A 25,614-nucleotide genomic window follows, 5' to 3' on the forward strand; every position below is an offset into this window, starting at 1 on the left:
AGATTGCAGGATGAGAAGGGCTAGGTCGTTTCTGGTAAGCCACTTGTTGAGGCCACCAGCTTTAAAGCACCTTAATTGCCTTTATTGATGGTTTATTAGGAAAATAAGCCATCGATAGAGCTTAGGTCTTGGCGAATACTTGTCTTAGGGAGATGTGTATTCGCCATTTTTTATGACACCATTATCTCAAGTTTGTATCTGGCAAACTTAAGAGCCACGTAGCATCATTAAAAGTAATAATAAAAAATCAGCATAGCGACTGATAAAAAGGGATATAACATGTCTGCGGAAAATCATCATAAAGTGACTCAACAGCCACAGCTCAGCTTTTGGCAAATCTTTAATATGTGCTTTGGTTTTTTGGGGATTCAATTTGGTTTTGCCCTACAAAATGCCAACGTCAGTCGTATTTTTCAAACCTTAGGTGCTGCCATCGACGACATTCCTATTTTATGGATTGCCGCGCCGCTTACAGGCTTAATTGTGCAGCCCATTATTGGTTACATGAGTGATAACACCTGGAATGCCCTTGGCCGTCGTCGTCCTTATTTTTTAATTGGTGCAGTGTTAACCACATTGTCACTGTTTATTATGCCTCACTCACCTACCCTGTGGATTGCTGCGGGCATGTTGTGGATTATGGACGCATCAATCAATATCGCTATGGAGCCATTTCGTGCCTTTGTTGGTGACAACTTACCTAAAAATCAACGTACCCAAGGGTACGCAATGCAAAGCTTTTTTATTGGCATAGGCGCCGTTGTAGCCTCAGCAATGCCTTATATGTTGACCAATGTATTCGACGTAGCCAATACCGCTGCAGCGGGTGAAATTGCAGATTCAGTGCGCTATTCATTCTATTTTGGTGGTGCGGTTTTGTTTGTCGCGGTGGGTTGGACCATTGTTTCAAGTAAAGAGTATTCGCCTGAAGAGTTAGCCTCGTTTGAGCAACATGCCAACCATGTTGACACAGCAGAAAATCCCAACTGCCGCACCAGTAAACAGTATCAAAACGGTGGCATTATTTGGATGCTCATTGGCGGAATATTTACCGCAGCCATTGTCATTCAAGAACTTGATAAACAGCTTTATATTCTCAGTATTGGTATTTTTGCTTTTGGGCCTCTGCAACTGTTTTGTGCCCGTAAACTCACTCAAGCAAACAACACCAACGTGCAACGCAAAAACTTTGGCATGCTGTTTAATGTGGTCGATGATTTGTTCCATATGCCAAAAGCCATGCAGCAATTAGCTGTAGTGCAGTTTTTTGCCTGGTTTGCCCTCTTTGCCATGTGGATTTATACCACTGCGGCCGTGACCTCACACCATTACGCTACCAGCGACGTGCTTAGCCAGGCGTATAACGACGGCGCCGATTGGGTGGGAATGTTATTTGCCTCATACAACGGCTTTGCCGCAATTGCCGCCATCATTATTCCCTTTTTAGCCAAAGCTGTCGGCATTAGACTAACCCACACCATCAATATGTTTTTGGGTGGACTGGGACTTATCAGCTTTATGTTTATTGAAAACCCGAATCAATTGTGGATCCCCATGATTGGTGTTGGCTTTGCTTGGGCCTCTATTTTGTCTGTGCCCTACGCCATGTTGTCGTCTGCGTTACCCGCTAAAAAAATGGGGGTGTATTTAGGGATTTTTAACTTTTTCATTGTTATCCCTCAGCTACTTGCGGCCAGTATTTTAGGCTTGTTATTAAAAGTCTTTTTTGACGGCCAGCCGATTTACGCTCTGGTATTGGGCGGCGTATTTATGATGGTGTCGGGCATTGCCGTACTGTTTGTAAAACAAGATAACTAAATCAATTAACCGTTTATTAAATACAAAACAATAACAGTGATCTGTCATCGTCACAGACAACATTTTTGGGGAAGTTTATGTTAAAGCCACACTCACATCGTAGTGCAATTTCGAGTGCCATAACGGCAAGCTTACTAGGCCTGTTTTTAACAGGCTGCTCGCCCGCAGACACATCAACAAAGGTTGAAGTGTTACCAACAACGGCACCTTTAAGTGTTGTCGCGCCGGGCGCACCGGGTACTGAGCCTACGTGGGCATTCTCTGGTAAAACCGGTATCGGCACATCATATGAACCCTATATTAATGGCGAATATCAAGACCAAGCCACTAATCCTGTCAGTAAAGTGTGGTTTTCGATTGCCCAGGGCATACTCACCGAAACCATGTTTGGCCTTATTCATAATGCGCAATTAAAAGAACTGCAATTTATTATCAGCGGTAATGGCTTTGTTGATACAGAAAAAGACAACACCATTAGTACCATCGAATACCTCGACACCGACGAACAAGGCCGACCATTGTCGCTTGCGTATAAGATTATTAATAAAGACGTGGAAGGCAAATACCAAATCGAAAAGCATATTTTTACTGATCCTGATAGAAATAGCTTAATGATGAACGTGACATTTACCGCTTTTGAAGCCGGAATTACCCCACACTTGTACGTTAATCCGCATATCGATAATAGCGGTGCGAATGATATTACCTTCATTGATGGCCAAGCGCTGGTAGCGCACACCAATGAGGCAAACTCAACGGTGATGACCATTAAAACCGATGTTGATTTTGTCCACGCAAGTGTAGGATTTGTGGGCACATCAGACGGGATTATCGATTTACAAGACAACGGTAAACTTGATTCTCTGTACCAAACCACCAGCGATAATAATCAAGGCGGCAACGTTGCGCTAACGGCTCAATACCCTACCCTTTCAAATGCCAATGATAGCTTAAGCTTTAATCTTGCCATCGGCTTTGGTAAAGACAAAACCAGCAGTCTAGCCACAGCACAAGCCACATTAGATGCAGGTTACGATGCCGTTAAGCAGGCTTATTTAGGCGATGACAGCCATATCGGTTGGAAAGACTACCTTGGCTCTTTAGCGCCATTAAACGACATGAGCGCTAACACCACAGATAACGGCAAACTGCTGTATGCCAGTGCACTCGTGCTCAAAGCACAAGAAGATAAAACTCATGCAGGCGCACTAATCGCATCCTTATCAAACCCTTGGGGCGACACAGTATCTGCAAAAGTAGGCAGTACGGGTTATAAAGCGGTATGGCCACGCGACTTTTACCAATGCGCCATGGCATTTTTGGCCATGGGCGATACTCAAACACCTAAAGTGGCATTTGAGTATTTAAAGAAAGTTCAGGTTAATCAGCAAACCCCAGGCTTTGCCGGCACACCAGGTTGGTTTTTACAGAAAACCCACGTTGATGGCGAAATTGAATGGGTTGGCGTGCAGTTAGACCAAACCGCAATGCCAATTATGCTCGGTTGGAAACTCTGGCAAGCTGGGGTGTTAACAGATACAGAGATCACCACCTGGTATAAAGACATGCTAAAACCTGCCGCTGACTTTTTGGTAAGCGGTGGCAAGGTAAAGCTCGATTGGAATGACACCGAAATTACTCCGCCAAGCACCCAACAAGAACGTTGGGAAGAACAGGCAGGCTTTTCGCCTTCGACAACCGCTGCCGTCATTTCAGGGTTAGTGGCCGCAAGTGATTTAGCTGAGTTGGCCAATGATCCACAAGCAAGTGAATACCGTGAGCTTGCCACTAAACTGCAACGCCAGCTTGAAACAACCATGGTCACCACTAACGGCTTGCTTAATACCACAGATGCGGCAAATACCGAGGGTAATACGGCTCCTTATTACGTGCGTATTAGTCCTAATGGCAACCCAAATACCGCTGATACCTTATTAGATAACAACGGTAAGCCAGGCTTAGATCAACGGCTAATTTTAGACGGCGGCTTTTTAGAGTTAGTGCGTTATGGTGTAGTTGATGCGCAAGACCCTGTCATTAAAAACAGCGTAATGCTTATTGATAATCAACAGCTTGAAGATAACTTACGGGTTAAATACGAGTTTACCGCGAAAGATGGCAGTAAAGTACCGGGTTATCGCCGTTATGGTAATGATGGCTACGGTGAAGATACCGTGACGGGGATGAGCTATGCAGAAAAAGGCAATACTGAAGATCAACGCGGCCGTATATGGCCCTTCTTTACCGGCGAGCGCGGCCATTACGAGTTAGCACTTGCTAGATCTGAAGGCAATTTAACCCCTGACAGTAAAAAAGCTTTGATTAACACCTACGTGCAAGGCATGGAAACCTTTGCAAACCAAGGGTTAATGTTACCAGAGCAAGCGTGGGACGGTGTCGGTAACCCAACACGTTATGATTATAAAATGGGTGATGGAACCAACTCAGCAACGCCTTTGGCCTGGACTCATGCAGAATACGTTAAATTGGTGCGTTCAATGACCGATGAGCAAGTATGGGACTTTTACCCTGTGGTGAAACAGCAGCTGGCTAAATAAGCCTTTTTAATTACACCGATGTGATTAACGATTAAATAAAGCCATTGTGAATATCAATGGCTTTATTTTTGCCACTCACTTAAACAAAACCTTGTTAATTCAACGCTATCTTGTTACAAATACATCAGATTAAGAAATGTTAACGTTAAGGAACAACGAATGGATTGGTATTTAAAGGTTTTAAAACAGTATTTCGATTTTAAAGGTCGCGCGCGTCGTAAAGAATATTGGATGTTTGGACTAATCAGTGCCGTGATCAGCATCGTTCTGACGCTGATAGACATGGGTACGGGTATGTACAATGACGCTTTTGGTGCTGGAGCATTAAGCTCAATATACTCACTCGCCATCATGATCCCAAGTATTGCCGTTAGTGTGCGCCGCTTACATGACACAGACCATTCAGGATGGTGGTTACTGTTGATATTAATCCCATTCCTAGGTGTATTAATTCTGCTTGTCGTCATGTGCTTTAACAGTAAAGATGACAACGAATACGGCCCAAATCCAAAAGCTGAACCAAACTTTACAGATAACGACAATTTAACCGCTTAAATTATCAGCATCGTTAAAACAAAAAAGAGCAGGGTCAATGCCCCTGCTCTTTTTTTACATCGCTCATTTACATCTTTAATGTACATATCAAACTAAATCATGTTTTACCAATGAAGCGCTTTAACGCTACAGCGTTAACCTTTTGATGGCATTAATTTCATCACACCATTCATCAATAATACCGCTAAACCGCCAGCAACCACACCAAATAGTGCATTGAGTAGACTTGGGGTTAACATCCCTAAAAAGCCACCGACAACATTGATTTGCTCAACAACCACTGCCGCATGCTCTATCCATTCAAACACCACATGAATACCGTGCGTTAAAATGCCACCGCCCACCATAAACATGGCAATGGTGCCAACTACGGTGAGTATTTTCATTAAATAAGGCGCAGCAGACACCAGCATTAAGCCAATATTGTGTCCTAAACCTTCGGCTTTACGTTTGGCAAGGTATAAACCTAAATCGTCAATTTTGACAATACCAGCGACTAAGCCATATACGCCAACCGTCATGATAATAGCAATAACCGATAAGGTTAAAAATTGGCCCATTAAATCCATGTGAGCGGCAACACCTAGGCTAATGGCAATAATTTCAGCTGACAATACAAAATCGGTACGAATGGCACCTTTGATTTTGTCTTTTTCAAATGCCGCTAAATCGTCAATGTCAGCTTTACCTTTAGCAACAATGGTTTCATCGTCAGCTGGTGCAGCCTTTTTGTGCACCATCGAATGATAAACTTTTTCAAAGCCTTCGTAGCATAAAAATAAGCCACCAAACATCAACAACGGCGTAATGGCCCAGGGAATAAACGCGCTGATCAATAACGCCAGCGGCACCAGGATTAACTTATTACGAAATGAGCCTTTGGCAACCGCATAGACCACAGGTAATTCACGTTCTGAGGCTACCCCTGACACTTGTTGGGCGTTTAAGGCTAAATCATCGCCAAGTACCCCTGCGGTTTTGCGTGCGGCAACTTTACTCATTGCTGCTACGTCGTCAAGAATTGTTGCAATATCATCTAACAAGGTTAATAAACTGGCGCCTGCCATAATTGCTTGTGTCCTTTATCAATAAAAAAGAGTGGGTGTGATGCTATATATTTATTGTGTTTTTTAGCCGTTATCAATCGTTAACGACGGCTCGCTTATTCGTCTACGTTAGCACCGCATGAGCTGCGAACCACTAAGCTGGTTTGAATTAACCGCTGACTGACTTCTTCCCCACGGATTAATTTCAACACACTTTCAACTAAAATCTCACCCGCAAATTGAGTATCTTGTTTTACTGTGGTTAATGCTGGATTGGCAAAACTGGCAACCGGAATATCGTCATACCCCACTACAGCAACCTGCTCAGGCACTAACACACCGCGCTTTTTTAACGCACGTATTGCACCAATAGCAATGAGATCGCTGGCAGTAAAAATCGCTTCAAATTGAACACCACTATCAAGCAAGGCAATAGCAGCCTCATACCCTGAAGCCTCGGTATTAATAGCGTGATGCAATAACAGTTTATTGGCATTTATTCCCGCAGCAGTTAACGCATCAACATGACCTAAGTAACGGTCACGAAATTCTGGGCTGTGCCCTGAGGCATCACCTAAAAATGCAATATGTCTGTGGCCAAGAGTTAATAAATGTTCAGTGGCTATAACGCCTCCCTGGTGATTGTCGCAACCAATCGATAACACGGCTTTATTGTGCTGCTCGGCGCCCCAAATCACAAAGTGGGTATTTTTTTCAATCAAGGTATCCAGCTTATGGGCGTAGTCCATGTAATCGCCATAGCCGAGTAAAATAATGCCGTCTGCTTTATTACTGTCTTCGTAATCGGCGTGCCAATCTGTCGACAATTGTTGAAACGACACTAATAAATCATAGCCTTGCCGTGCTGTTGCACGCGTAATAGACCCAAGCATGGATAGAAAGAACGGGTTAATCATTGAGTCATCATTTGTGGGGTCTTCACAAATCAACAAGGCTAATGTCAGACTGTTTTGGGTGCGCAAATTACTGGCATTTTTATCGACTTTATAATTAAGCTCTTTGGCAATGGCTTGAATACGCTGGCGAGTTTCTAAATTCACCAATGGGCTGTTTCGTAATGCTCTAGACACTGTCGATTGCGATACGCCTGCACGGTAAGCTATATCAATAGAAGTCGCTTTAGAAGTCATTGCTCTGCATCGCCTTTAGTTATTGGGTGAAGGTTGAAATTGAAAGCACTCGAATATGCCTTTAGTACTTAAAATTAACAAGCAGTTAGCCTCTACTACTTTGTAATTTGTATACATTTTACTTTACTCGCTTAACTCGCTATTCAAACATTTGTCATTTGCTAGTAATGGGTCAACTTAAACGAACTGAATATGCATAAGAGAGATAGCTAACCTCATCTTTTTCATTGGTTTTAATCATCTATAATCACATGTTAAGTTATGTCTCCAGTAATTACTACGGGTAATTTTTTTAACTTTAAGAAGGTGGTATTGTTAATTATTCATTTAAAAGGACTTAGTAACATGCTTATTCAATTTAATAAATCATGGGTTAACCATCCTTATCCCAGCAACCCTTGCGACAAAACGTAATTCGCTAATCAATGTGCTATCCGCATGGGTGTCTCATTAGAGGTGTCTGGAATCGATATTTCATCTTTTGATAAAATGTATCCTCAACGTCGCTGTTATCCTGGTTTAAAACATACGCCGAGGCATATCCTTGCTGCACAAGAACTTGCAAATTAGATTGACTCTGCAAACTGTACATTTGTTGGTGACAAACAAGTCCTTAAAAACGATGATCTATCTGTTTTAAAAGATAAAAAAGGCATTGTTTTTATAATGAATGGTTGGGGAAGTACTGATCTTATTGATTTATGGGATGGTGAATATTTAAAGGCTGGAGATCCTGACTGGCTTAATTTAGGAGAGCAAATATGGTTCTGGGAAATGTCAGCATGATTCGACCATTTGGTTTAGTCGGATCATTATTGTTAATGTCATGTGCTAACGCTCATATCAGTTTGAACGATGATTCAGGGCAATGCGTTTTCGATAAAGATACTCAACATATTGCATTACAACTAAAAACACCATGCTCTCTTGTAAAAGTTAATGACAATGGGCGTTATTTTTATCAATACAACAATGTGAAAGTTTATATTGTTGCTGGAGCGCCTGCTGCTTTGGATGAACTCAAAAGGTGGCAAGTGAAAGCGATTGATAAATGCTCATTACAATCACAAGCTGTGTTTATTACTGATGGCAAGATGACTGTTTCAACTGTAAGAGATAAAGGGTTAACGTGTCCAACAATTGGCCTAGATGAAAAGGTCTTCCGTCACTTCCTTAATAATAAACAATAATTTTTTAATGATAAGATTCTTGACGCTATAAGCTGACTTTATTTATAGAGCTTTGATAAGAAATTAACAACCGAGATAATCTAATTCGAGAGAAATAACCAAGATGAATTGGTTATTTCTCTCGATCTGCATTACTTATAAACCCAGCTCACTGAGTAAATCATCAGCATCGTCAACCACTATCCCTTTTACATTGGGATCGCTTAGCACGTCTTTAGATTGACGAGGTTCTGGAGACATGGTCTTACGGTGTGCTTCGATTAGCGAATCTGGGTCAAACTCTTCGTCCATTTCAAAATCGGCCGAACGAATAAACTCGGTTTGATCCATGGCAAATTCAAGGTAGAAAATATGATTACTTTCAGTTTTAAATGACACGCGCCTTGCCACAGCATTATCAAGGTTAGTGTCTACCGATATGGTTAACTCTTTATTAATGGTTAACATTTTCGGCTGGCTTTGAGTAATAGAGGTTTGTAACTCTTTCGAGATTTTACCAATAAAATCACCCAAAATTTGGTTCATCAGCTCGCCCATCACATTACTGACATCATCTGACGTGTGAGAAAAAGCCAATTCTGACTCTGGCATGCCCATGTTAATCATGTAACGACGATATATCTCAATGGCGGCATCGGCTGAAAAATTGATAACAACAAGACCGGAAAACCCGCCATCAAAAATTGAAAAGCAGCCTAAATCAGGCTTTAAACGTGTACGAGAAATGCTTTGCACCATGCCAGCATGGCTAACTCGGCTTGCACTAGCACTCGACAATACATGAGAAACTGAATGGCATAGTTTTAAAAGAATGTCGTCGTTGTTAACTGCGTTAGAAGAATTCATGGCTTGTATACCTTTTCGTTATTTAGGCTAATCTTGCGGGTAAAACGTAAAAAAATCAAAATTAAAACAATTGATTAGCATGTTTTATCATCAAACATATCATAAATGTGATTAACCGCATGATATACATGTACTTTTCAAAAGCTATTTACTCACGCCGCACAATTGTAAATAAGCGTTGTTTGTTCACAAAAACACACATTAATCGTTAATTTTTTTCACAATGCTATTATAATTCGAACACGCTATATGGATATGTATTTTAGGACTATAAATGATTGAATTATTAAGACGTTTAACCATTTTGAAACGACTTTTCATTATGCTTATTCTCGCGGCGATTGGTACTGTGGTCTTTGGCACTTTTTCCGTTAAAGAACAATACAATCATTTAGTCGAACAAAAGCAACAGCAAGTAACTGCTCAAGTGTCACTACTTAACAGTAGCCTTGAGGCGATGCAACAGCATCAGCCATTATCTAACCCGGAATTATTAGCGCTTATTAGTGAAATACACTTTACTGATCATGTAGGCTTATGGGTCGTCGATGAACAACAGCGTGTATTAATTGACAGTGCAAACTCTACTAATGTGGGTCAGTCAGTTAATGCGTTAGCAAGCGGCGACAATAGTCGTATTTTTAATCAACTGTTAACCGATGCTAAGCAAGCCGTCGTTCATACACAATTGACCATTAACACTGTAGGCAATAGTGCTCAAACGGTGTTAACAGCCGCAACTTATTTCCCTAGCCATCATTGGACACTCATCACTCGTGCAAGTTTACAGGATGTTAACCAAAGCATGATCGGCATTATTATTGATTATTTAATTATCATGATGATTATTTCGGTGCCTATTTTTGCCTTCTTTTTATTATTGAATCACTCGATTACCCAACCCTTAAAAACGGCGATTAACGCAATGGAGCAAATTGCTAAAGGCGAAGGCGATCTTACCCAACGCTTATCGACACAGGGCAATGATGAAGTGGCCCAAATGGCCCATGAATTTAATCAATTTGTGATCAAAATAGCCGACATGGTTGCCCATTTACAGCCGTTGGGTGTCAATTTACAAGATGAGGCACTTCATTTGCTCAGTACGGTTACCGAGTCGAACCAAAGCGCAAACAAAGTAAACAATGAAACTCAAAGCGTTGCCACTGCCATAAATCAAATGTTGTCCACTAGCCAAGAAATGGCTCGTAATACCCAAGATGCCGCACAAGGCGCTAATAATGCTAAACACCAGGCTTTGCAAAATCAGCAGCTAATGCGCCAAACAGTTGAGCACACAGACAGCTTAGTGAGCGAGTTAAAACAGTCTGAAAAAGTCACCTTAAGTTTAAGCCAATCATCGGCAGAAATTGGCAGTATCTTGGATGTTATTGGCAGCATTGCTGACCAAACTAATCTATTAGCTCTTAATGCGGCAATTGAAGCCGCGCGAGCAGGTGAACATGGGCGTGGGTTCGCCGTGGTTGCAGATGAAGTGCGCGCATTAGCCAACCGCACTCAATCATCAACCAATGAAATCAATAAAATTATTAATCAAATTCAGCACGGCATTCAATCGGTTATTGACAGTAACACCCATACTCAACAACAGTCATCGCAATTACAAACTAAAGCGATTCAATCTAGCGACGCCATCGTGGAGATTTTAGCGCTTATCGACAATATCAGTAATATGACCGCGCAATTAGCCAGTGCAACGGAAGAACAAGCGCTGGTGACTGAAGATATTAACCGTAATGTCACGACCATTTCAGAACTGACGGAGTTATCACTGAGCGCCAATGAAACCCATGCACACGCTGCGCAGTCATTACAAACTGTCAGCAAAGACATGAGCCATACTTTAGGTCAATTTAAAATATAATCCTGTAAATCGTTATGCTAGCCATTTGCCTGACTGGCATAACGATTCATCTCCTACACCACACCGCGACAGACTTTGCGCTTGGCATCACTTTTAGCCTTGCACACTTTAGGGTATATTAAGCGCTTCAGATAGAATACCTTGGTATTTCAGCCTTGTTTAACACGGTGTTCCAACACGGTAGTAACAGTATAAACATCTGAAATATAGCGTTAAATGAGTATTTAGTTGTCATTCATTAATGAGTATTTTCTCTATGTATCAAAAAACGGTTACGATTGTCGCACCTCATGGCATTCACACTCGCCCTGCGGCTTTGTTAGTTAAAGAAGCGAAAACATTTACATGCGACGTGATGGTAGAATGCAATGGCAAACAAGCCAGTGCGAAAAGTTTATTCAAATTACAGACATTAGGGCTATACCAAGGCGTGTCTGTTACCGTATTTGCCACTGGAGAACAAGCGCAAGCGGCAGTCGATAAAGTTGCCTCTTTGCTGCTCACCCTCAGTTAAAGGACTGTTTATGTCATTCAATGGAATTGTGGTTTCTGCAGGCATTGCATTTGGTAAGGCATTAACCATGACCTCGCACATGCCGCCATTAGACTTTAAACTGCTCAGTGCAGAACAAATAAGCCTACAACAGCAACAATTAACCCATGCCATTGAACTGCTCATCCACCATTTACAACATTGCCAACGTCATTTGTGCCAAGAGTGTGAAAATTTTCAGCTGATTGATGCTGATATCATGTTGCTCGAAGATGAAGAATTACAGCAAGAACTACTGCAACATATCAAGCAGTTTAAAGTTTGCGCGGCGGTAGCGATTGATAGAGTATTTAATCAGCAAGCCGCTGAATTAGCTGAGTTAGATGACCCATACCTTGCGAATCGCAGTAACGATATTTTGTGCTTGGCCAAACGATTAACAAGCACAATACATGGTCATTTACAGTGGGATTTATCAACCCTCACTGAAGACACTATTTTATTAGCCGACGATTTAACCCCTGCCGAATTTGCCATTTTACCGCTGAAACACATTACCGGCATCGTGTTACAAACAGGCGGGCTCACCAGCCATACTGCCATTTTAGCGCGTGCTGCGGGTATTCCAGCACTGCTCAATTATCAGTTTTCACAACGTCCTGTAAAAATTAAAGATGGTGAACAACTGGTATTAGATGGTATGTCTGGCGAGCTGCATATTGCGCCAACCGAGGCAGAATTTGAGCAATTACTGCAAAAACAACAACAGGAAAGACAACGTCGTCAAGCATTGACAGCATATAAAGATAAACCCAGCGCCACTCTTGATGGCCACGCAATTACCTTGCTGGCAAACGTTGGTAATTTAAGTGAAATATCTCATGTTACTGATGTAGGTGCTCAAGGTATTGGTTTGTTTCGAACTGAGTTTTTGTTGATGAACGCCAAAGCATTGCCGGATGAACAACAGCAGTACAAACTGTATTGCGATGCCCTGCACAGCTTGCAAGGACAAGTCTTGTCTATTCGCACTTTCGATATTGGTGCCGATAAAGAGATCCCCTATTTACAACAAACTCAAGAAGATAACCCAGCACTGGGTATACGTGGGATCCGTTATAGCCTGGCACACCCAAACACCTTTATTACCCAAGTTAAAGCCGTTCTTCGCGCCGCCAATCATGGTCAAATCAGATTAATGTTCCCAATGGTGAGTCAAATTGAAGAACTTGAGGGCGCATTAGCATTAATTGAACAAGCTAAATCACAATTAATTGAACAAGAAAAAGGCTTTGGTGAGCTAAGCTTAGGGATTGTGGTTGAAACACCTGCTGCAGTGTTTAACCTGCCCAGTATGTTACCTTTGCTTGATTTCGTTAGTATTGGCACCAACGATTTAACTCAATACACCCTAGCCGCAGACCGGACGAATCCGCATTTAGCCAAGCTGTATCCTGCGTTATCACCGGCGGTAATCCAGTTAATTGCAATGACGATTCAATTATGTAAACACGCCAAGGTTAAAGTCTCTTTATGTGGTGAACTTGGCAGCGATCCGCAAGTCTTACCGTTATTGGTCGGCCTAGGCTTAGATGAAATCAGTATTAATCCGACTAACTTACTCGAAGTGAAAGCCGTGCTAGTACAAGGCCGGTATCAAGATTTTGTTAAACATGCACAAACGGTATCGGCATTAACGCGTATAGATGATATCCGCGCGGCTATCAGCACTATTAATTACAATTAAAACTGGTAAAGTTGCCAGAGCTGTTTACAATTAAACATATAAAAATATTAATAAAAGGGGCTTTTCATATGGGATTTTTAAGCCGTATTCGACGACTTATTTCAGGCCAACCGCAATTAACTGGCGGCATTGCTATTTTGGCTCCGGTATCGGGTGAGATTGTGCCAATTGAAAGAGTACCAGATGTCGTTTTTGCTGAAAAAATCGTTGGCGATGGTATTGCCATCGATCCTAAAGGCGAATTTATTGTTGCCCCCATTGACGGCACCATAGGTAAAATATTTGAAACCAACCACGCCTTTAGTATTGAGTCTCCTCAGGGTCTCGAGCTATTTGTCCACTTTGGTGTTGGCACAGTTGAGCTAAGAGGCAAAGGCTTTAAACGCTTAGCTGAAGAAGGCCAACAGGTTAAAGCGGGCCAACCTATTCTGTCATTTGACTTAGCCTTTTTACGCGACAATGTCGAAAGTTTACTCACTCCAGTGGTACTGGCAAACATGGAAGATGTGATCAAATTAGACAAAGCCCAAGGCAGTGTTATTGCCGGTAAAGACGTGATTTTTACCGTTCAAATGTAATCAAATTTCATCCTCACTTTTACATTTTTTGCCACCAAGATTGACTAAGATGCAAGCAACCTCAGCTTGCATTTTATGAAATCTATTCAAATGCCTGCATTACCCTTGTTCAAGCTGCAACTCAATGCCACAATGTTGTCATTATCTCTATTGTCATTACCTTAGTTGTCATTGCCTTATTTCATAAAAGCCTCATGTGCACTCATGGGCTGAAGTATTGCTTATGGATTACAGGGTTCATTCGGCAAACTCGACACATAAAATTTAACCGATAAAAGGGAGCCCACCTTTGACTTTATACGGCATTAAAAATTGCGATACAGTGCGTAAAGCACGCAAATGGTTGGAAGCAGAAAAGATTGATTACACCTTTCATGATTTTCGTGATGATGGTTTAACGGCTGATACCATGAGTCAATGGGCCAATATTGTCGGCTGGGAAACATTATTCAATAAACGCAGTACCAGTTTTCGTGGATTAAGCGATGCAGAAAAAACAGACATCACCCAAGACAAAGCCATCGTGCTTATGGTGCAACACCCTACTCTCATAAAACGTCCAGTTCTGGTCAATCAAGAAAACATTCTGGTTGGGTTTAAAGCTGAGCAATACCAAGCGTGGTTCGCATAATGAATAATGATGTTGTTGAATTAACAAAAGAGTTAATTTCTCGTCCATCGGTCACCCCGCTCGACGAAGGTTGTCAAACATTAATGGCTAAACGCCTAGCCGCCATTGGATTTGATATTGAACCGATGGTTTTTGAAGACACCACCAATATGTGGGCTAGACGCGGTAAAGGTAATCCCGTATTTTGCTTTGCGGGCCACACAGATGTCGTCCCAACCGGTGACTTAAATCGTTGGCATACCCCCCCTTTTGAACCCACCATTATTGACGACTATATCCATGGGCGTGGCGCTGCCGACATGAAAGGATCCTTAGCGGCCATGATTGTGGCCACCGAGCGTTTTGTTGCAAAGCACCCCGACCATAATGGTTCGATTACCTATTTGATCACCAGTGACGAAGAAGGCCCGTTTATTAATGGCACCACTCGCGTTATTGATACGCTGGAAGCTCGCAATGAAAAGATCACCTGGGCACTTGTGGGCGAACCATCATCGACCCATAAACTCGGTGATATCGTCAAAAATGGTCGCAGAGGGAGTTTAACCGGTAATTTAACTGTCAATGGTATTCAAGGTCATGTGGCTTACCCTCACCTTGCCGATAACCCCATTCACAAAGCCACACCAGCATTAACTGAGTTAGCGCAAATGCATTGGGACAATGGCAATGAGTTTTTCCCACCGACCAGTTTTCAAATTGCCAATATTAATGGCGGCACCGGCGCATCGAATGTGATCCCAGGCGATCTTAAAGTGATGTTTAACTTCCGTTATTCAACTGAAGTTACCGCTGATGAATTGATAAAGCGCGTGGTTAATATTCTTGATGCTCACGGCCTAGATTACGATATTGATTGGGTCTTCAATGGCTTGCCCTTTTTAACCGGTGATGGTCCACTGCTTGAAGCCACACGTGATGCCATACGTGAAGTCACTGGTTATGAAACCGATCCACAAACCACTGGCGGCACTTCAGATGGGCGTTTTATTGCGCCAACAGGGGCGCAGGTGATTGAATTAGGTCCGGTTAATGCCACTATTCACAAAGTGAATGAGTGTGTAAAAGTGTCTGATTTAGAAGTATTAGCTAATTGTTATGAGCGCATTTTGGAAAAATTATTGTGCTAGTAACACCGTCGCTCAACATCGATATTCCTCAACAACAACTCAAGCTATACGGCTTAGATGGCCAGCATATGGTGTCTGTTGGGGACTATTTACTTGAGCAAAATACCGCAGCAGCGTTTTGCAAAATGCAGAACGCTGCAAAAAAAAGCGGCATAGATTTGCAATTGTGTTCGGCTTATCGACCTTTTGAACGTCAAGTGCATATTTGGAATGCCAAAGCCTCAGGTACACGGCCTTTGCTCGATAAAGCATCGCAACCTATTGATTATGCATCATTGTCTGAACAACAGCTTATCGACACTATTTTAATTTGGTCAGCCCTACCCGGCGCGTCAAGGCACCATTGGGGCACCGATATCGATGTATTTGATGCTAAGCAGATCAGTAAACACGCTCTGCAACTAGTCAGCGTAGAATACCAAGAAACAGGCCCGTGTTTTGCTTTACACCAATGGCTTGTACAACATGCGGTTGAATATGGTTTTTATTTTCCTTACCAAACACAACAAAGTGGCGTAAGCCCTGAGCCCTGGCATTTAAGTTACTTTCCGATTGCCAAAGATTACGTCAGCCAGTTTCGGGCAGATGAACTGGCAAAGGTGTTGTCTCATGCTGAAATATCATTACAATCGCCGCTAATTGAACGATTAACCGAGTTGGTTAATCACTATGTATTTTATGTCGCGCCCTCTCCGGCTTAACGCCTGCGTGTCGCCTAATTAAATGAGCCAACTGTTATGCCAACCTTGTTACCCAATATCATTATCGACGAACAGCCACTGCATTATATTGATAAAGGCCACGGACCAGTGGTGGTGTTTTGTCACGGTTTATTAGCCAACAGCCACATGTGGCAAGCGCAAATTGATGCGTTATCGACACAATACCGATGTATTGCGATTGATTTTTGGGGTCACGGCCAAAGCCAAACGTTGCCCGGAGGCTGCGATAGTTTACAAGATGTTGCCAAACACGTTTTACGGTTACTTGATGCTCTTGCAATTAACGTTGTTGCGGTGGTTGGCCATGGCAGCGGCGGAGCCATTGCCGCAGAAATGGCATTACTGGCGCCAGCACGCGTACACGCATTAGTGATGCTAAACAGTTTTGTTGGCTTTGAGCCACAAGTAAACTGCATAAAATATCAAGGCTTTATGGCACAAGTGGCCAATGCCCAAGCGGTTCCTGTAACGCTAGCCGCAAGCTTAACTGAGTTGTTTTTCAGTAAAGATGCTAATGAAATCAGTCAACACAATATCGCCCTAGCCCAAGCCATCAAAACGTTTGAGCAACAATTAATTGCCATTAACGCACAACAAATTGCCCCGTTGCTTAAATTTGCCAATATGGCGATTTTTAAACGCGATACCTTAGAGTCGGTTGAAGCTTTAACCTTACCGACACTCGTTGCCGTAGGGCTAAATGGCCACCTTCGTACCGCATTAGAAAGCTACTTAATGCACGACTGTATTGATGGCAGCCAATTGCTGCATATCGAACAAGCTGGGCATTTAGCAAATATTGAAAAAGCCGATTTATTTAATCAGCATCTTATTGATTTTTTGAATAAAGTGAATTTTAATTAATCCACTTAATGGATAGACCAGATCCGCAAACATTGCTGATATACTCGTAACTTAATGACATATTGCCTGTAAATCCTAACAGGCAAAATACTGAATAATCCGAGCACCAATGAAACTCCTTAAACCATTATTTGATAATAATCGCCGTTGGGCAGAGCGGATCAACAAAGAAGATCCTACTTTTTTTGAACAGCTAGCTAAGCAACAAAATCCTGAATACTTGTGGATTGGCTGCTCAGATAGCCGAGTACCTTCAAACCAAATTATTGACCTACTCCCGGGCGAAGTATTTGTTCACCGTAATATCGCCAACATGGTCATTCATACTGATTTAAATTGTTTATCGGTACTGCAATATGCAGTTGATGTACTCAAAGTTAAGCACATTATGGTTGTTGGCCACTATGGCTGTGGTGGTGTTCGCGCCGCAATGGGGAACGAGCGATTAGGCTTAATCGATAATTGGCTAGGCCATTTGCGCGACGTTCATCGTATTCATCAGGCCGATCTTGAACCCATGACTGAACAACAGCGTTTTGACCGTTTGTGTGAACTCAACGTAATGGAACAAGTGTCTAATGTTGTATCAACCAATATTGTTCAAGAAGCCTGGGATAGCGGCCAAGATGTGGCAGTCCATGGCTGGATTTACGGTATTAACAATGGCTTATTAACCGACTTAGATGTCACAATTGACCGCATTCATGGTCGTAATATTCCGTAAAACAGTGACTCAAATCGCGACAACAAAAGGCCTGCATGGCCGTCAGATATTCGACGGTTATTTGCAGGCCTTCGTTTTCCTAAATAATGCCTTAAAAAGTGTTAAGATATTTATTATTAAAAGTATTATTATTGTCCCAAGGCTGTTTTTTTAAGCATGTAAACGCGCAATTGACTGCCGCTAAGAGAAAGAGGCAGATTAAAATATTACCTTGTATATAATTAACGGTATTGCTTACTCATATTGCTTAACCTACGTGCTTAACTTACGACGCGCTTAACTAATGCAATTAATCAGGGCACTGCAAATCAGTGCGGTTAACGCACAACATATTCTGTTATTGAGGATAAGTCTAAATCCTCAATAGGTATTTTCTACAACAGTAGGGCTAATTTAATGAACGTGACTCTCATCATCCCAGCACGATATGGCTCAAGCCGTTTCCCGGGTAAACCACTGGCTCTCATTGCGGGTAAACCTATGATCCAGCGAGTTTACGAGCGCGCTGCACTGGCCAAAGGCATCGACAATATTTACGTTGCCACCGATGACGACAGAATTAAAAACACCGTAGAAGGCTTTGGCGGCAAGGCAGTCATGACCGACCCTGATGCCGCATCAGGTACAGATCGCATTAACGATGCCATTGAGCGCCTAGGCTTAGGTGACGATGATTTAGTGATTAACCTACAAGGTGACCAACCGTTAATCGATCCAAGCTCTATTGAGCAAATGGTGAGTTTATTTCAACAACACCCAGGCGAGTTTGAAATGGCCACGTTGGGCTTTCAAATTACCGAAGAGAAAGAATTAGACGACCCAATGCACGTTAAAGTGGTGTTTGATAACGACTATAACGCCTTGTACTTTTCACGAGCTCGCATTCCTTTTGGCCGTGACATTAAAGACTACCCTGTTTATAAGCACATTGGCGTTTATGCTTATACCAAACGTTTCATTAATGCATTTGCTAAGTTGCCAGTAGGCAGACTAGAAGACATTGAAAAACTAGAACAATTACGCGCATTAGAAAATGGCCATAAAATTAAAGTCGTTATCAGTAAATACAACGCTCCTGAAGTTGACGTGCCGGACGATATTGAAAAATGTGAGCGCATTTTAGCGGCAAATTAAATGGTACCGACACACACCATTACCAAGGAGTAACCCATGAGTTTAGAAGGCTACGAAGTCTGGTTGATTATTATCTTAGTGCTTGGTGTTATTGCCAGTAATATTGCGGTTTTAAAGTATTCAGCAAAATTTAAAATGCCACAATTTGGTGATCCAAAAGATAACAAGGCGACACCAGATCAGAATAACGCTGACACAGACAAACCGTCAGACACAAAAGATGATGACAGTAAGCCTAATGGCTAATCTTGAGCCTCTGTTCTAATGCTTATTAGAGACAAAAAAACGCTAGCCTCTTCGCAGTGGCTAGCGTTTTTTTATTGCGGGACTCTTAATATTGGAGCACTAAGTGCTCGTTCATAGGAGCTTAATCAAAGTCGCTAAATCATTAGGAACTAAGTCAAAGTAGTTAGATCATTTGAAACTGAGTCATTTGGCTCTAAGTCATAGGAGCCCTGCGCTAAACCTTAAACCTAAATGCTTGGAGCTAAATGCTTGGAGCTAACTAAAATAATGCTCGGTAAATTAACTCATAGCGCAATATTCAGCAGAAATCCTATCGATTATTCGTAATCAAAGGACTCTTTAGGTGCGACATCATTAGGCCAGGCATTAATCACCGCTTTGACTAACGATGCCAATGGAATCGCAAAGAAAACCCCCCATACGCCCCACAGCCCGCCAAACACAAGTACCGCTGCGATAATCACCACAGGGTGTAAATCAACCGCATCAGAGAACAATAAAGGCACTAATACGTTACCGTCTAACGCCTGAATAATACCGTAACCAAGCATCAAATAACCAAACTCAGGGCTAAATCCCCACTGGAAAAAAGCCACTAGTGCGATGGGTAGCGTCACTAAGGTCGCACCAACATACGGTATCAATACCGACAAACCAGTAAGTACACCTAACAATGCAGAATAGCGCAGCCCCATAATGGCAAAGAAGATATAGCTCGCAACGCCAACAATTACAATTTCAATGACTTTACCGCGGATATAGTTAAAAATTTGCTGGTCCATTTCAAACCAAACATTGCGTGCTAAATCACGATTTGTGGGAAAAAAACGCTTACTGCCCTTCATTAATTGGTCTTTGTCTTTTAAGAAGAAAAACACCAGTAATGGCACTAAAATCGCGTATACCATCAACACTAATAATGACGCAGAATAGCCTAACAACTGCTTACCTAAGTCTAACAAGTGCTGAGTATCAAGCATCTTATTAATCTCTTCCATCATAGAGTCTATCTGTGGAGCACTGATAAATTGCGGGTAATCAGCACTAAATTCTCTAACAATGATCATGCCTTTATCAATCATTGACGGTAAATCGGTTACCAATGACACACCCTGACGCCAAATACTGGGTGCTAATCCCAACATTAAAATTAGCATTAAGCCTAAAAATACCACTAACACGATAGAGGCTGCCGCCGTTCGACTAATGCCTAAACGCGACATTTGCGCCACAGGCCATTCAAGTAAAAATGCTAACACCAACGCAACCAATAAAGGCGCAAGTAAACCAGCACCAAAGTACAACGCAAGACCAATACCAATAATAATAAACATTAAGGTAATGGCTTGTGGATCGCTAAAACGGGTTTTGTACCACTCTGTTAAAAATGCCAGCATTGAACAACCTTTATATTAAAAACACTAATTTAATTTGTTTTGGTAATAATTACGGACAAACAATGCAACTCATCGGCAACGATTTCAATACCAAAACCCATTTTTTTCATTAACAAGGGAACATCTCGACGTGAACCGTGGTCAGATAGAAGAACATGTAAGGTTTCACCCACTTGTATTTGCTTGAGTAAAAGTTTCACTTTAACTAAAGGATACGGACAAGAATACGGCGTTAAATCAATAAAAATCATTATGAACTTGCTTTAATCATTCTAGGGCTATTATCCTAGCTTGAACAACAAACCACAAGCGATGTTGCAAAACCAACTTGTGCGTTAAGCCAAGAACTTACGACTCATTTAGCATTAAAGGTTTCGCTTGCGTAAATTATCATTATCGACCTTTTCAAAAGCATTAACAGCCACTGCCATTAGCATTGTATTTGCCGGCAGTATTGCCCACAGCTTTGCCAATAATGATCTTCCCGATCTTGGTACTGCAGCTGTTAACACCTTCAGTTTAGAAAAAGAAACCGTGTACGGTGACGCATACATGCGAGTCATCCGCTCATCTGCACCTGTACTGGCCGATCCGGTACTGACACAATATTTATCTGAACTAGGGAATAAATTAGTTGCCAATGCGACAGGCGTTAAAACCCCTTTTTACTTCTTCTTACTGCGTAATGATGAAATCAACGCTTTTGCGTTTTTTGGTGGCCACGTTGGCGTACACACGGGTTTGTTTTTAAATGCTGAAAACGAAAGTGAATTAGCATCAGTGCTCGCACACGAAATTACCCACGTTACCCAGCGCCATTTAGCCCGTTCAATCGAGGCACAGCAAAAAAGCTCGACGGCGACGATTGCAGGCATGTTAGGCGCGATTTTATTAACGATTGCCGCACCGCAAGTGGGAATGGCGGCATTAGCGACAACACAAGCGATGGCCACTCAATCGAAAATAAACTATACCCGTCTTCATGAAAAAGAAGCAGACCGAATTGGGATGCAAATATTGGTTGATGCAGGCTTTGACCCCAATGCCGCGTCTACTTTTTTTGGCCAACTTGCCGTACGTTACCGCTTTTCAACCACGCCACCACAAATGTTGCTCACTCACCCGTTACCAGAGTCTCGTATTACTGAAGCGCGTAACCGTGCCGCGCAATACCCTAAGCGCTTTGTGCCTGACAGTTTAAATTACCAATTAGCCAAAGCCCGTATTCAAGTGCGATTTTCTAACTTTAGTGACGACGGCGCGTTATCGTTATTTGAACAACAATTAAAGAAAAACAACTACACATTTGAAGATGCAGCCCTATACGGTAAAGCATTAGCATTATTCCGTTTAGAAAAGTTTGCTCAAGCAGAAGCCATCATCGATGCGTTATTGAAAAAAGATAATAACAATTTGTTTTATCTAGACACAAAAACAGATCTACTCGCTCAGAAAAAAGACTTCACCGCTGCCATCGCATTACTGGAAGCGCAGCGTAAAATTAAACCCACATCGCAAGTGGTCAATACCAACCTTGCCAATATTTACGTTGAAGCAGACCAACCACTAAAGGCAATTCCACTGCTTGAAGAGTTAATCTTTTTCGACAAACAAAATATGTTGCCTTACCAGATTATGGCTGACGCTTATCGTAAGCTTGATAATAAAGCCTTAGAGTATTACAGCAATGCCGAAATTATGGCATTAACCGCCAATTATCAAGGCGCAATCGACCAATTAAACTATGCCTATCGTTATTCTGAAGGACAAACCTTGCAGCTTGCACGAATTGAAGCCAGGATCCGCCAGTTTAGACAAGCCGATAGAGAACTTGATCAGTTTAAGTAACCATAACGGTGTAACTTTAGCGGTCTTTTTTTGATAGAATAATGGCAAACTGAAGGTTTGCCATTTTTTATGACGGAAAATAAACATGACAAAAACTAAAACGACTATTTTACACAATCCTCGCTGCTCAAAAAGCCGTGAGACGTTAGCGTTACTTGAAGCCCAAGGTGTTGATATTACTGTAGTCGAGTACCTAAAGCAGCCTCCGAGTGAGACCGAAATCAGTAATATACTTACCCTTTTAGGTTTAACAGCACGCCAAATGATGCGCACCAAAGAAGATGAATATAAAGCGCAAAACTTAGCAGACCCGGCACTGACTGAAGCACAGCTTATCAGCGCAATGGTTGCAACGCCAAAATTAATTGAACGTCCAATTGTACTGGCTAATAACCAGGCTGCGATTGGCCGACCACCTGAAACTGTTTTATCTATTCTGTAACGAGCAAAATAATGACCACACAAACCTTATTCCAACTCAGCCGTATTGGTTACCTTGCTTTACTCTTGCTGCTTAGCGGTTGGTTTATTCAACAAGGCTTAAATGGCACCTATTCTCTTGGTTTTAGTTTAATTTGGATTGTCCCATTACTCTTTCCGTTAAAAGGCATTATTACCGGCAACCCATACACCTATGCCTGGGCGAGTTTTATTTTATGTGTGTATTTGCTACATGGTTTGACCCTAGCGTATATCACCACTGACGCGTTTGCCTTTGCACTGATTGAATCTGTCTTGATTTGTATTTTATTGGTTACCTTTCCTTTCTATGCCCGCAAACGCGGCCGCGAATTAGGCTTAGGATTAAAGAAAAAATCTGAACAACAGTAGAATATAAATAAACAAAAACGCCAAATGAATTCATTTGGCGTTTTTTTATTGTCATTTAAGTGCATTACGCGCGTTATCTGTGATTAAAATCTAGCTCTATAACCTAAGCATTTCTTTAATAAACGGAATAGTCAGTTTACGTTGATGAACCATCGACGCTTTATCAAGTTTATCGAGCACATCAAATAAGGTACGTAAATCACGAGCCATTCGTGTTAGCAAAAAACGCCCTACTTCATCAGATAACTGTAAACCGCGCATTGCAGCGCGGCGTTGTAATGCGGCGAGCTTTTCATCATCTGCCATGGGTTGTAGCTGATAAATCAATCCCCATTGCATACGCGAGACGAGGTCAGGTAAAGAGAATCCCACCTCAGATGGCGATGCATTACCGCTGACAATCAAACGACAATCTTGCTGCTCTGCAATACGATTATACAGATGAAAAATGGCTTCTTCCCATACAGGATGTCCGGCAATGGCTTCAACATCATCGATACAAATCAGCTCTAATGATTCGAGCCCTTCAAACAATGCTGGAGAAATACTGGCGTGGATCCCTAATGGAATATATAGCGTACGTCGCTCTAAATCATTCGCATGGGCACAAGCTGCATGCATTAAATGAGTGCGACCTGATTTTTCGGGACCATAGATGTATAAAGAAGACGCAAGTGACCCTTCAGCACTAGCTTGAAGTTTTTGGATCAGCTCATCGTTACCCGAAGCAGGATAATAACTTTGAAAGGTTTCATCGTCAGGTAAGTAAACGGGTAAAGATAATTGTCTTGGTGAGTTTTGTGTCACTCAGATAGGTCTCGAAATCATAAACGAACAAACGTTATTATACATGTAAGCGCTCTATAATCACAGAGCGCCACCTTTGCCGACTTATTGGCCGAGCCATTGATACATTAACGAGGGTTGCGAAACCTCAGTTTTTTGTTGGTAAAATGACTCCACACTGCCCATTGTATCAAGCTTTGACAGGCGGCTGTCGATATCCAGTAAACGCTGTAAATCATCGACACTACTATATAACTCAACGTTATAGGTTGCAGTGCTGCCTTTAAACGAATGCAAGCTTATTGATTTAATGGCGCTTAACTGACGTAAATAGGCTTCAATATTGACCACCTGAGTCATGTTATTTAAGCCAGAAAAGCTCACTTCTGTGGCCGCATTACTGCCTGTTGACGCAATCGCATACTGACTAATGTGGTAATCGGCTAAAATAGTCATCATGCGTTTTACCGCTTGTTGATTGTCTGCTGCCTCGCCTTGCTGCGCGACTAAAGGTTGTAACACCCCATCGGTTCGGGTTTTATTGAATAAATTGATCGTAAACATCACTCGACTGCCTTGGTTTTCAATATTGGCAATCGCAAAGTAATCTGACTGGTAACGTGCCGAGGCAACAAATACGACATCCGTAAAACCGCCACGCACATCATTGACGGTGACACCCATCACGTCATCAAGATCCATAATCGGTAACATCACCGGAATGCCTTTATTGGCAGACGCTTGGGTTAACTCATCACGAAGTTCTGATAAAGAGGCATCAGCTAAAATAGTGGGCTCAGTATTTTCATCAACCGTTAACCACATCAGCGTTAATGGGCGTTGGCTTCCCCATACAGGCAAACCGGCCTGACGTAGCTTGGCAATCACTCTTTGATGATCAAAACTGGCTTTCAGCATCAGTTCGCCATTTTGTTCGAAATAGCCGTACTGAGTCAAAATGACTTCAGGCTCATTTATCTGAGCTTTAATGAGTGGGTTTAACACCACACTTGGGCTGCCAGAATTTTTTAAAAACACAGCCGCTAACGCTTCTTTCAATGCATTATTTTTAACATCGTTTGCACGTGAACTCACCGCAATATCAGCCTCTTCAAGCTTACTGACTTCAGCAGCTTGCACGAGCGCGATTGAGGTTAACGCAATTAAAGGTAACACAATGAGATTAATTAGTTTTTTCAGCATCTGATAACATAAACGCAGCAAATATAAGTAGCAAAATTATATCATAATAAAAAATGGATAACGAAAACTCTTTTTACGGCAAGGTAGCACTAAGGTCAATTTGACTAAGTATTGTAGCGATATCAAATAACTATAATCACCACATAGGCCTAATACAGGTTATGAAAACACAGGCTTTTATGTGACAATTCGCGCCGTTTAATCACACGCCAGCTTCTAGCCTGCTTCTAG

Annotated in this window: 25 protein-coding genes; 18 read left to right on the forward strand and 7 right to left on the reverse strand. The window is 42.0% G+C overall.

What is annotated here, in order from left to right:
- Nucleotides 1–279 precede the first annotated feature (279 nt).
- The 3 genes from ACROAE_RS03580 (at nt 280) to ACROAE_RS03590 (ending at nt 4,931) form a co-directional block, all read left to right on the forward strand.
- Nucleotides 280–1,818 carry an MFS transporter gene (locus ACROAE_RS03580; protein WP_432399549.1) on the forward strand — a complete coding sequence of 513 codons (1,539 nt, stop codon included), beginning with the start codon at nt 280–282 and terminating at the stop codon, nt 1,816–1,818.
- A 77-nt stretch (nt 1,819–1,895) separates the two neighbouring features.
- Nucleotides 1,896–4,376: a glucan 1,4-alpha-glucosidase gene (locus tag ACROAE_RS03585; RefSeq protein WP_432399550.1), complete on the forward strand. Its 2,481-nt coding sequence runs from the start codon at nt 1,896–1,898 to the stop codon at nt 4,374–4,376.
- A gap of 159 nt (nt 4,377–4,535) precedes the next feature.
- Nucleotides 4,536–4,931 (forward strand): DUF805 domain-containing protein, encoded by a 396-nt coding sequence (locus ACROAE_RS03590; protein ID WP_432399551.1) that lies wholly within the window; start codon nt 4,536–4,538, stop codon nt 4,929–4,931.
- Nucleotides 4,932–5,065: 134 nt separating this feature from the next.
- Here the strand turns inward: ACROAE_RS03590 and ACROAE_RS03595 are convergent, their stop codons facing one another.
- Together ACROAE_RS03595 and ACROAE_RS03600 are read right to left on the reverse strand one after the other, a co-directional pair.
- Nucleotides 5,066–5,998: a DUF808 domain-containing protein gene (locus tag ACROAE_RS03595; protein ID WP_432399552.1), complete on the reverse strand. Its 933-nt coding sequence runs from the start codon at nt 5,996–5,998 to the stop codon at nt 5,066–5,068.
- Nucleotides 5,999–6,093: 95 nt separating this feature from the next.
- Entirely contained in the window at nt 6,094–7,128 is a 1,035-nt protein-coding gene (locus ACROAE_RS03600) for a LacI family DNA-binding transcriptional regulator (RefSeq protein WP_432399553.1), read from the reverse strand.
- Between the two features lie 761 nt (nt 7,129–7,889).
- Between ACROAE_RS03600 and ACROAE_RS03605 the strand changes: the two genes are divergently transcribed.
- Nucleotides 7,890–8,318, forward strand: coding sequence for a hypothetical protein (locus ACROAE_RS03605; protein WP_432399554.1), 429 nt, complete (start codon nt 7,890–7,892; stop codon nt 8,316–8,318).
- Nucleotides 8,319–8,453: 135 nt separating this feature from the next.
- Here ACROAE_RS03605 and ACROAE_RS03610 read toward each other — a convergent pair whose 3' ends face one another.
- A complete protein-coding gene (locus ACROAE_RS03610; protein ID WP_432399555.1) occupies nt 8,454–9,164 on the reverse strand; it encodes a DUF3334 family protein in 711 nt (236 codons plus the stop codon).
- A gap of 274 nt (nt 9,165–9,438) precedes the next feature.
- Between ACROAE_RS03610 and ACROAE_RS03615 the strand changes: the two genes are divergently transcribed.
- From ACROAE_RS03615 to ACROAE_RS03665, 11 genes are all read left to right on the forward strand, one after another.
- On the forward strand, nt 9,439–11,049 hold the full coding sequence (locus tag ACROAE_RS03615) for a methyl-accepting chemotaxis protein (RefSeq protein ID WP_432399556.1): 1,611 nt from the start codon (nt 9,439–9,441) through the stop codon (nt 11,047–11,049).
- A 256-nt stretch (nt 11,050–11,305) separates the two neighbouring features.
- The gene (locus tag ACROAE_RS03620; RefSeq protein ID WP_432399557.1) at nt 11,306–11,563 is read left to right on the forward strand and encodes an HPr family phosphocarrier protein; all 258 of its coding nucleotides are present in this window, start codon (nt 11,306–11,308) and stop codon (nt 11,561–11,563) included.
- 10 nt (nt 11,564–11,573) lie between these two features.
- Complete coding sequence (ptsP, locus tag ACROAE_RS03625) at nt 11,574–13,289, forward strand: phosphoenolpyruvate--protein phosphotransferase (RefSeq protein ID WP_432399558.1); 1,716 nt, start codon at nt 11,574–11,576, stop codon at nt 13,287–13,289.
- A 68-nt stretch (nt 13,290–13,357) separates the two neighbouring features.
- Nucleotides 13,358–13,867 (forward strand): PTS glucose transporter subunit IIA, encoded by a 510-nt coding sequence (gene crr / locus ACROAE_RS03630; RefSeq protein ID WP_432399559.1) that lies wholly within the window; start codon nt 13,358–13,360, stop codon nt 13,865–13,867.
- Nucleotides 13,868–14,156: 289 nt separating this feature from the next.
- The gene (locus ACROAE_RS03635; protein ID WP_432399560.1) at nt 14,157–14,498 is read left to right on the forward strand and encodes an ArsC family reductase; all 342 of its coding nucleotides are present in this window, start codon (nt 14,157–14,159) and stop codon (nt 14,496–14,498) included.
- Nucleotides 14,498–15,628, forward strand: coding sequence for a succinyl-diaminopimelate desuccinylase (gene dapE, locus ACROAE_RS03640; RefSeq protein WP_432399561.1), 1,131 nt, complete (start codon nt 14,498–14,500; stop codon nt 15,626–15,628). The genes ACROAE_RS03635 and dapE overlap by 1 nt, the downstream gene beginning before the upstream one ends.
- Before the next feature lie 68 nt (nt 15,629–15,696).
- Nucleotides 15,697–16,329, forward strand: coding sequence for a M15 family metallopeptidase (locus ACROAE_RS03645; protein ID WP_432399830.1), 633 nt, complete (start codon nt 15,697–15,699; stop codon nt 16,327–16,329).
- Nucleotides 16,330–16,365: 36 nt separating this feature from the next.
- Nucleotides 16,366–17,214, forward strand: coding sequence for an alpha/beta fold hydrolase (locus ACROAE_RS03650; RefSeq protein ID WP_432399562.1), 849 nt, complete (start codon nt 16,366–16,368; stop codon nt 17,212–17,214).
- Nucleotides 17,215–17,323: 109 nt separating this feature from the next.
- Nucleotides 17,324–17,938: a carbonate dehydratase gene (gene can, locus ACROAE_RS03655; protein WP_432399563.1), complete on the forward strand. Its 615-nt coding sequence runs from the start codon at nt 17,324–17,326 to the stop codon at nt 17,936–17,938.
- Between the two features lie 396 nt (nt 17,939–18,334).
- Entirely contained in the window at nt 18,335–19,072 is a 738-nt protein-coding gene (gene kdsB, locus ACROAE_RS03660) for a 3-deoxy-manno-octulosonate cytidylyltransferase (RefSeq protein ID WP_432399564.1), read from the forward strand.
- A 36-nt stretch (nt 19,073–19,108) separates the two neighbouring features.
- Complete coding sequence (locus ACROAE_RS03665; RefSeq protein ID WP_432399565.1) at nt 19,109–19,318, forward strand: DUF2897 family protein; 210 nt, start codon at nt 19,109–19,111, stop codon at nt 19,316–19,318.
- A 317-nt stretch (nt 19,319–19,635) separates the two neighbouring features.
- On the opposite strand, the gene ACROAE_RS03670 is transcribed toward ACROAE_RS03665, so the two are convergent.
- Both ACROAE_RS03670 and ACROAE_RS03675 read right to left on the reverse strand, forming a co-directional pair.
- Nucleotides 19,636–20,715, reverse strand: a complete 1,080-nt coding sequence (locus ACROAE_RS03670; RefSeq protein WP_432399566.1) for an AI-2E family transporter — start codon at nt 20,713–20,715, stop codon at nt 19,636–19,638.
- Between the two features lie 29 nt (nt 20,716–20,744).
- Nucleotides 20,745–20,966: a sulfurtransferase TusA family protein gene (locus ACROAE_RS03675; RefSeq protein ID WP_432399567.1), complete on the reverse strand. Its 222-nt coding sequence runs from the start codon at nt 20,964–20,966 to the stop codon at nt 20,745–20,747.
- A 178-nt stretch (nt 20,967–21,144) separates the two neighbouring features.
- Here ACROAE_RS03675 and ACROAE_RS03680 point away from each other — a divergent pair, with 178 nt between their 5' ends.
- From ACROAE_RS03680 to ACROAE_RS03690, 3 genes are all read left to right on the forward strand, one after another.
- Complete coding sequence (locus ACROAE_RS03680; protein ID WP_432399831.1) at nt 21,145–22,563, forward strand: M48 family metalloprotease; 1,419 nt, start codon at nt 21,145–21,147, stop codon at nt 22,561–22,563.
- 85 nt (nt 22,564–22,648) lie between these two features.
- Nucleotides 22,649–23,005, forward strand: a complete 357-nt coding sequence (gene arsC / locus ACROAE_RS03685; protein WP_160052293.1) for an arsenate reductase (glutaredoxin) — start codon at nt 22,649–22,651, stop codon at nt 23,003–23,005.
- An 11-nt stretch (nt 23,006–23,016) separates the two neighbouring features.
- Nucleotides 23,017–23,394 carry a DUF2069 domain-containing protein gene (locus tag ACROAE_RS03690; protein WP_432399568.1) on the forward strand — a complete coding sequence of 126 codons (378 nt, stop codon included), beginning with the start codon at nt 23,017–23,019 and terminating at the stop codon, nt 23,392–23,394.
- Nucleotides 23,395–23,490: 96 nt separating this feature from the next.
- Here ACROAE_RS03690 and hda read toward each other — a convergent pair whose 3' ends face one another.
- Nucleotides 23,491–24,201 carry a DnaA inactivator Hda gene (gene hda / locus ACROAE_RS03695; protein WP_160052290.1) on the reverse strand — a complete coding sequence of 237 codons (711 nt, stop codon included), beginning with the start codon at nt 24,199–24,201 and terminating at the stop codon, nt 23,491–23,493.
- Between the two features lie 84 nt (nt 24,202–24,285).
- Complete coding sequence (locus ACROAE_RS03700) at nt 24,286–25,383, reverse strand: DUF2066 domain-containing protein (protein ID WP_432399569.1); 1,098 nt, start codon at nt 25,381–25,383, stop codon at nt 24,286–24,288.
- Between the last annotated feature and the right edge of the window lie 231 nt (nt 25,384–25,614).

This window comes from Shewanella sp. MF05960 (assembly GCF_050849305.1).
GTDB lineage: Bacteria > Pseudomonadota > Gammaproteobacteria > Enterobacterales > Shewanellaceae > Shewanella.

Excerpts from the sequence above, each read along its gene's own strand:
- ACROAE_RS03620 (WP_432399557.1), top strand. The coding sequence starts at position 11,306 with ATGTATCAAAAAACGGTTACGATTGTCGCACCTCATGGCATTCACACT.
- ACROAE_RS03605 (WP_432399554.1), top strand. The coding sequence starts at position 7,890 with ATGGTTCTGGGAAATGTCAGCATGATTCGACCATTTGGTTTAGTCGGA.
- ACROAE_RS03580 (WP_432399549.1), top strand. The coding sequence starts at position 280 with ATGTCTGCGGAAAATCATCATAAAGTGACTCAACAGCCACAGCTCAGC.
- ACROAE_RS03700 (WP_432399569.1), bottom strand. The coding sequence starts at position 25,383 with ATGCTGAAAAAACTAATTAATCTCATTGTGTTACCTTTAATTGCGTTA.
- arsC (WP_160052293.1), top strand. The coding sequence starts at position 22,649 with ATGACAAAAACTAAAACGACTATTTTACACAATCCTCGCTGCTCAAAA.
- crr (WP_432399559.1), top strand. The coding sequence starts at position 13,358 with ATGGGATTTTTAAGCCGTATTCGACGACTTATTTCAGGCCAACCGCAA.
- ACROAE_RS03650 (WP_432399562.1), top strand. The coding sequence starts at position 16,366 with ATGCCAACCTTGTTACCCAATATCATTATCGACGAACAGCCACTGCAT.
- kdsB (WP_432399564.1), top strand. The coding sequence starts at position 18,335 with ATGAACGTGACTCTCATCATCCCAGCACGATATGGCTCAAGCCGTTTC.
- ACROAE_RS03670 (WP_432399566.1), bottom strand. The coding sequence starts at position 20,715 with ATGCTGGCATTTTTAACAGAGTGGTACAAAACCCGTTTTAGCGATCCA.
- ACROAE_RS03690 (WP_432399568.1), top strand. The coding sequence starts at position 23,017 with ATGACCACACAAACCTTATTCCAACTCAGCCGTATTGGTTACCTTGCT.
- ACROAE_RS03645 (WP_432399830.1), top strand. The coding sequence starts at position 15,697 with ATGGTGTCTGTTGGGGACTATTTACTTGAGCAAAATACCGCAGCAGCG.
- ACROAE_RS03665 (WP_432399565.1), top strand. The coding sequence starts at position 19,109 with ATGAGTTTAGAAGGCTACGAAGTCTGGTTGATTATTATCTTAGTGCTT.
- ACROAE_RS03600 (WP_432399553.1), bottom strand. The coding sequence starts at position 7,128 with ATGACTTCTAAAGCGACTTCTATTGATATAGCTTACCGTGCAGGCGTA.
- can (WP_432399563.1), top strand. The coding sequence starts at position 17,324 with ATGAAACTCCTTAAACCATTATTTGATAATAATCGCCGTTGGGCAGAG.
- ACROAE_RS03615 (WP_432399556.1), top strand. The coding sequence starts at position 9,439 with ATGATTGAATTATTAAGACGTTTAACCATTTTGAAACGACTTTTCATT.
- ptsP (WP_432399558.1), top strand. The coding sequence starts at position 11,574 with ATGTCATTCAATGGAATTGTGGTTTCTGCAGGCATTGCATTTGGTAAG.
- ACROAE_RS03595 (WP_432399552.1), bottom strand. The coding sequence starts at position 5,998 with ATGGCAGGCGCCAGTTTATTAACCTTGTTAGATGATATTGCAACAATT.
- dapE (WP_432399561.1), top strand. The coding sequence starts at position 14,498 with ATGAATAATGATGTTGTTGAATTAACAAAAGAGTTAATTTCTCGTCCA.
- ACROAE_RS03675 (WP_432399567.1), bottom strand. The coding sequence starts at position 20,966 with ATGATTTTTATTGATTTAACGCCGTATTCTTGTCCGTATCCTTTAGTT.
- ACROAE_RS03585 (WP_432399550.1), top strand. The coding sequence starts at position 1,896 with ATGTTAAAGCCACACTCACATCGTAGTGCAATTTCGAGTGCCATAACG.
- ACROAE_RS03610 (WP_432399555.1), bottom strand. The coding sequence starts at position 9,164 with ATGAATTCTTCTAACGCAGTTAACAACGACGACATTCTTTTAAAACTA.
- ACROAE_RS03590 (WP_432399551.1), top strand. The coding sequence starts at position 4,536 with ATGGATTGGTATTTAAAGGTTTTAAAACAGTATTTCGATTTTAAAGGT.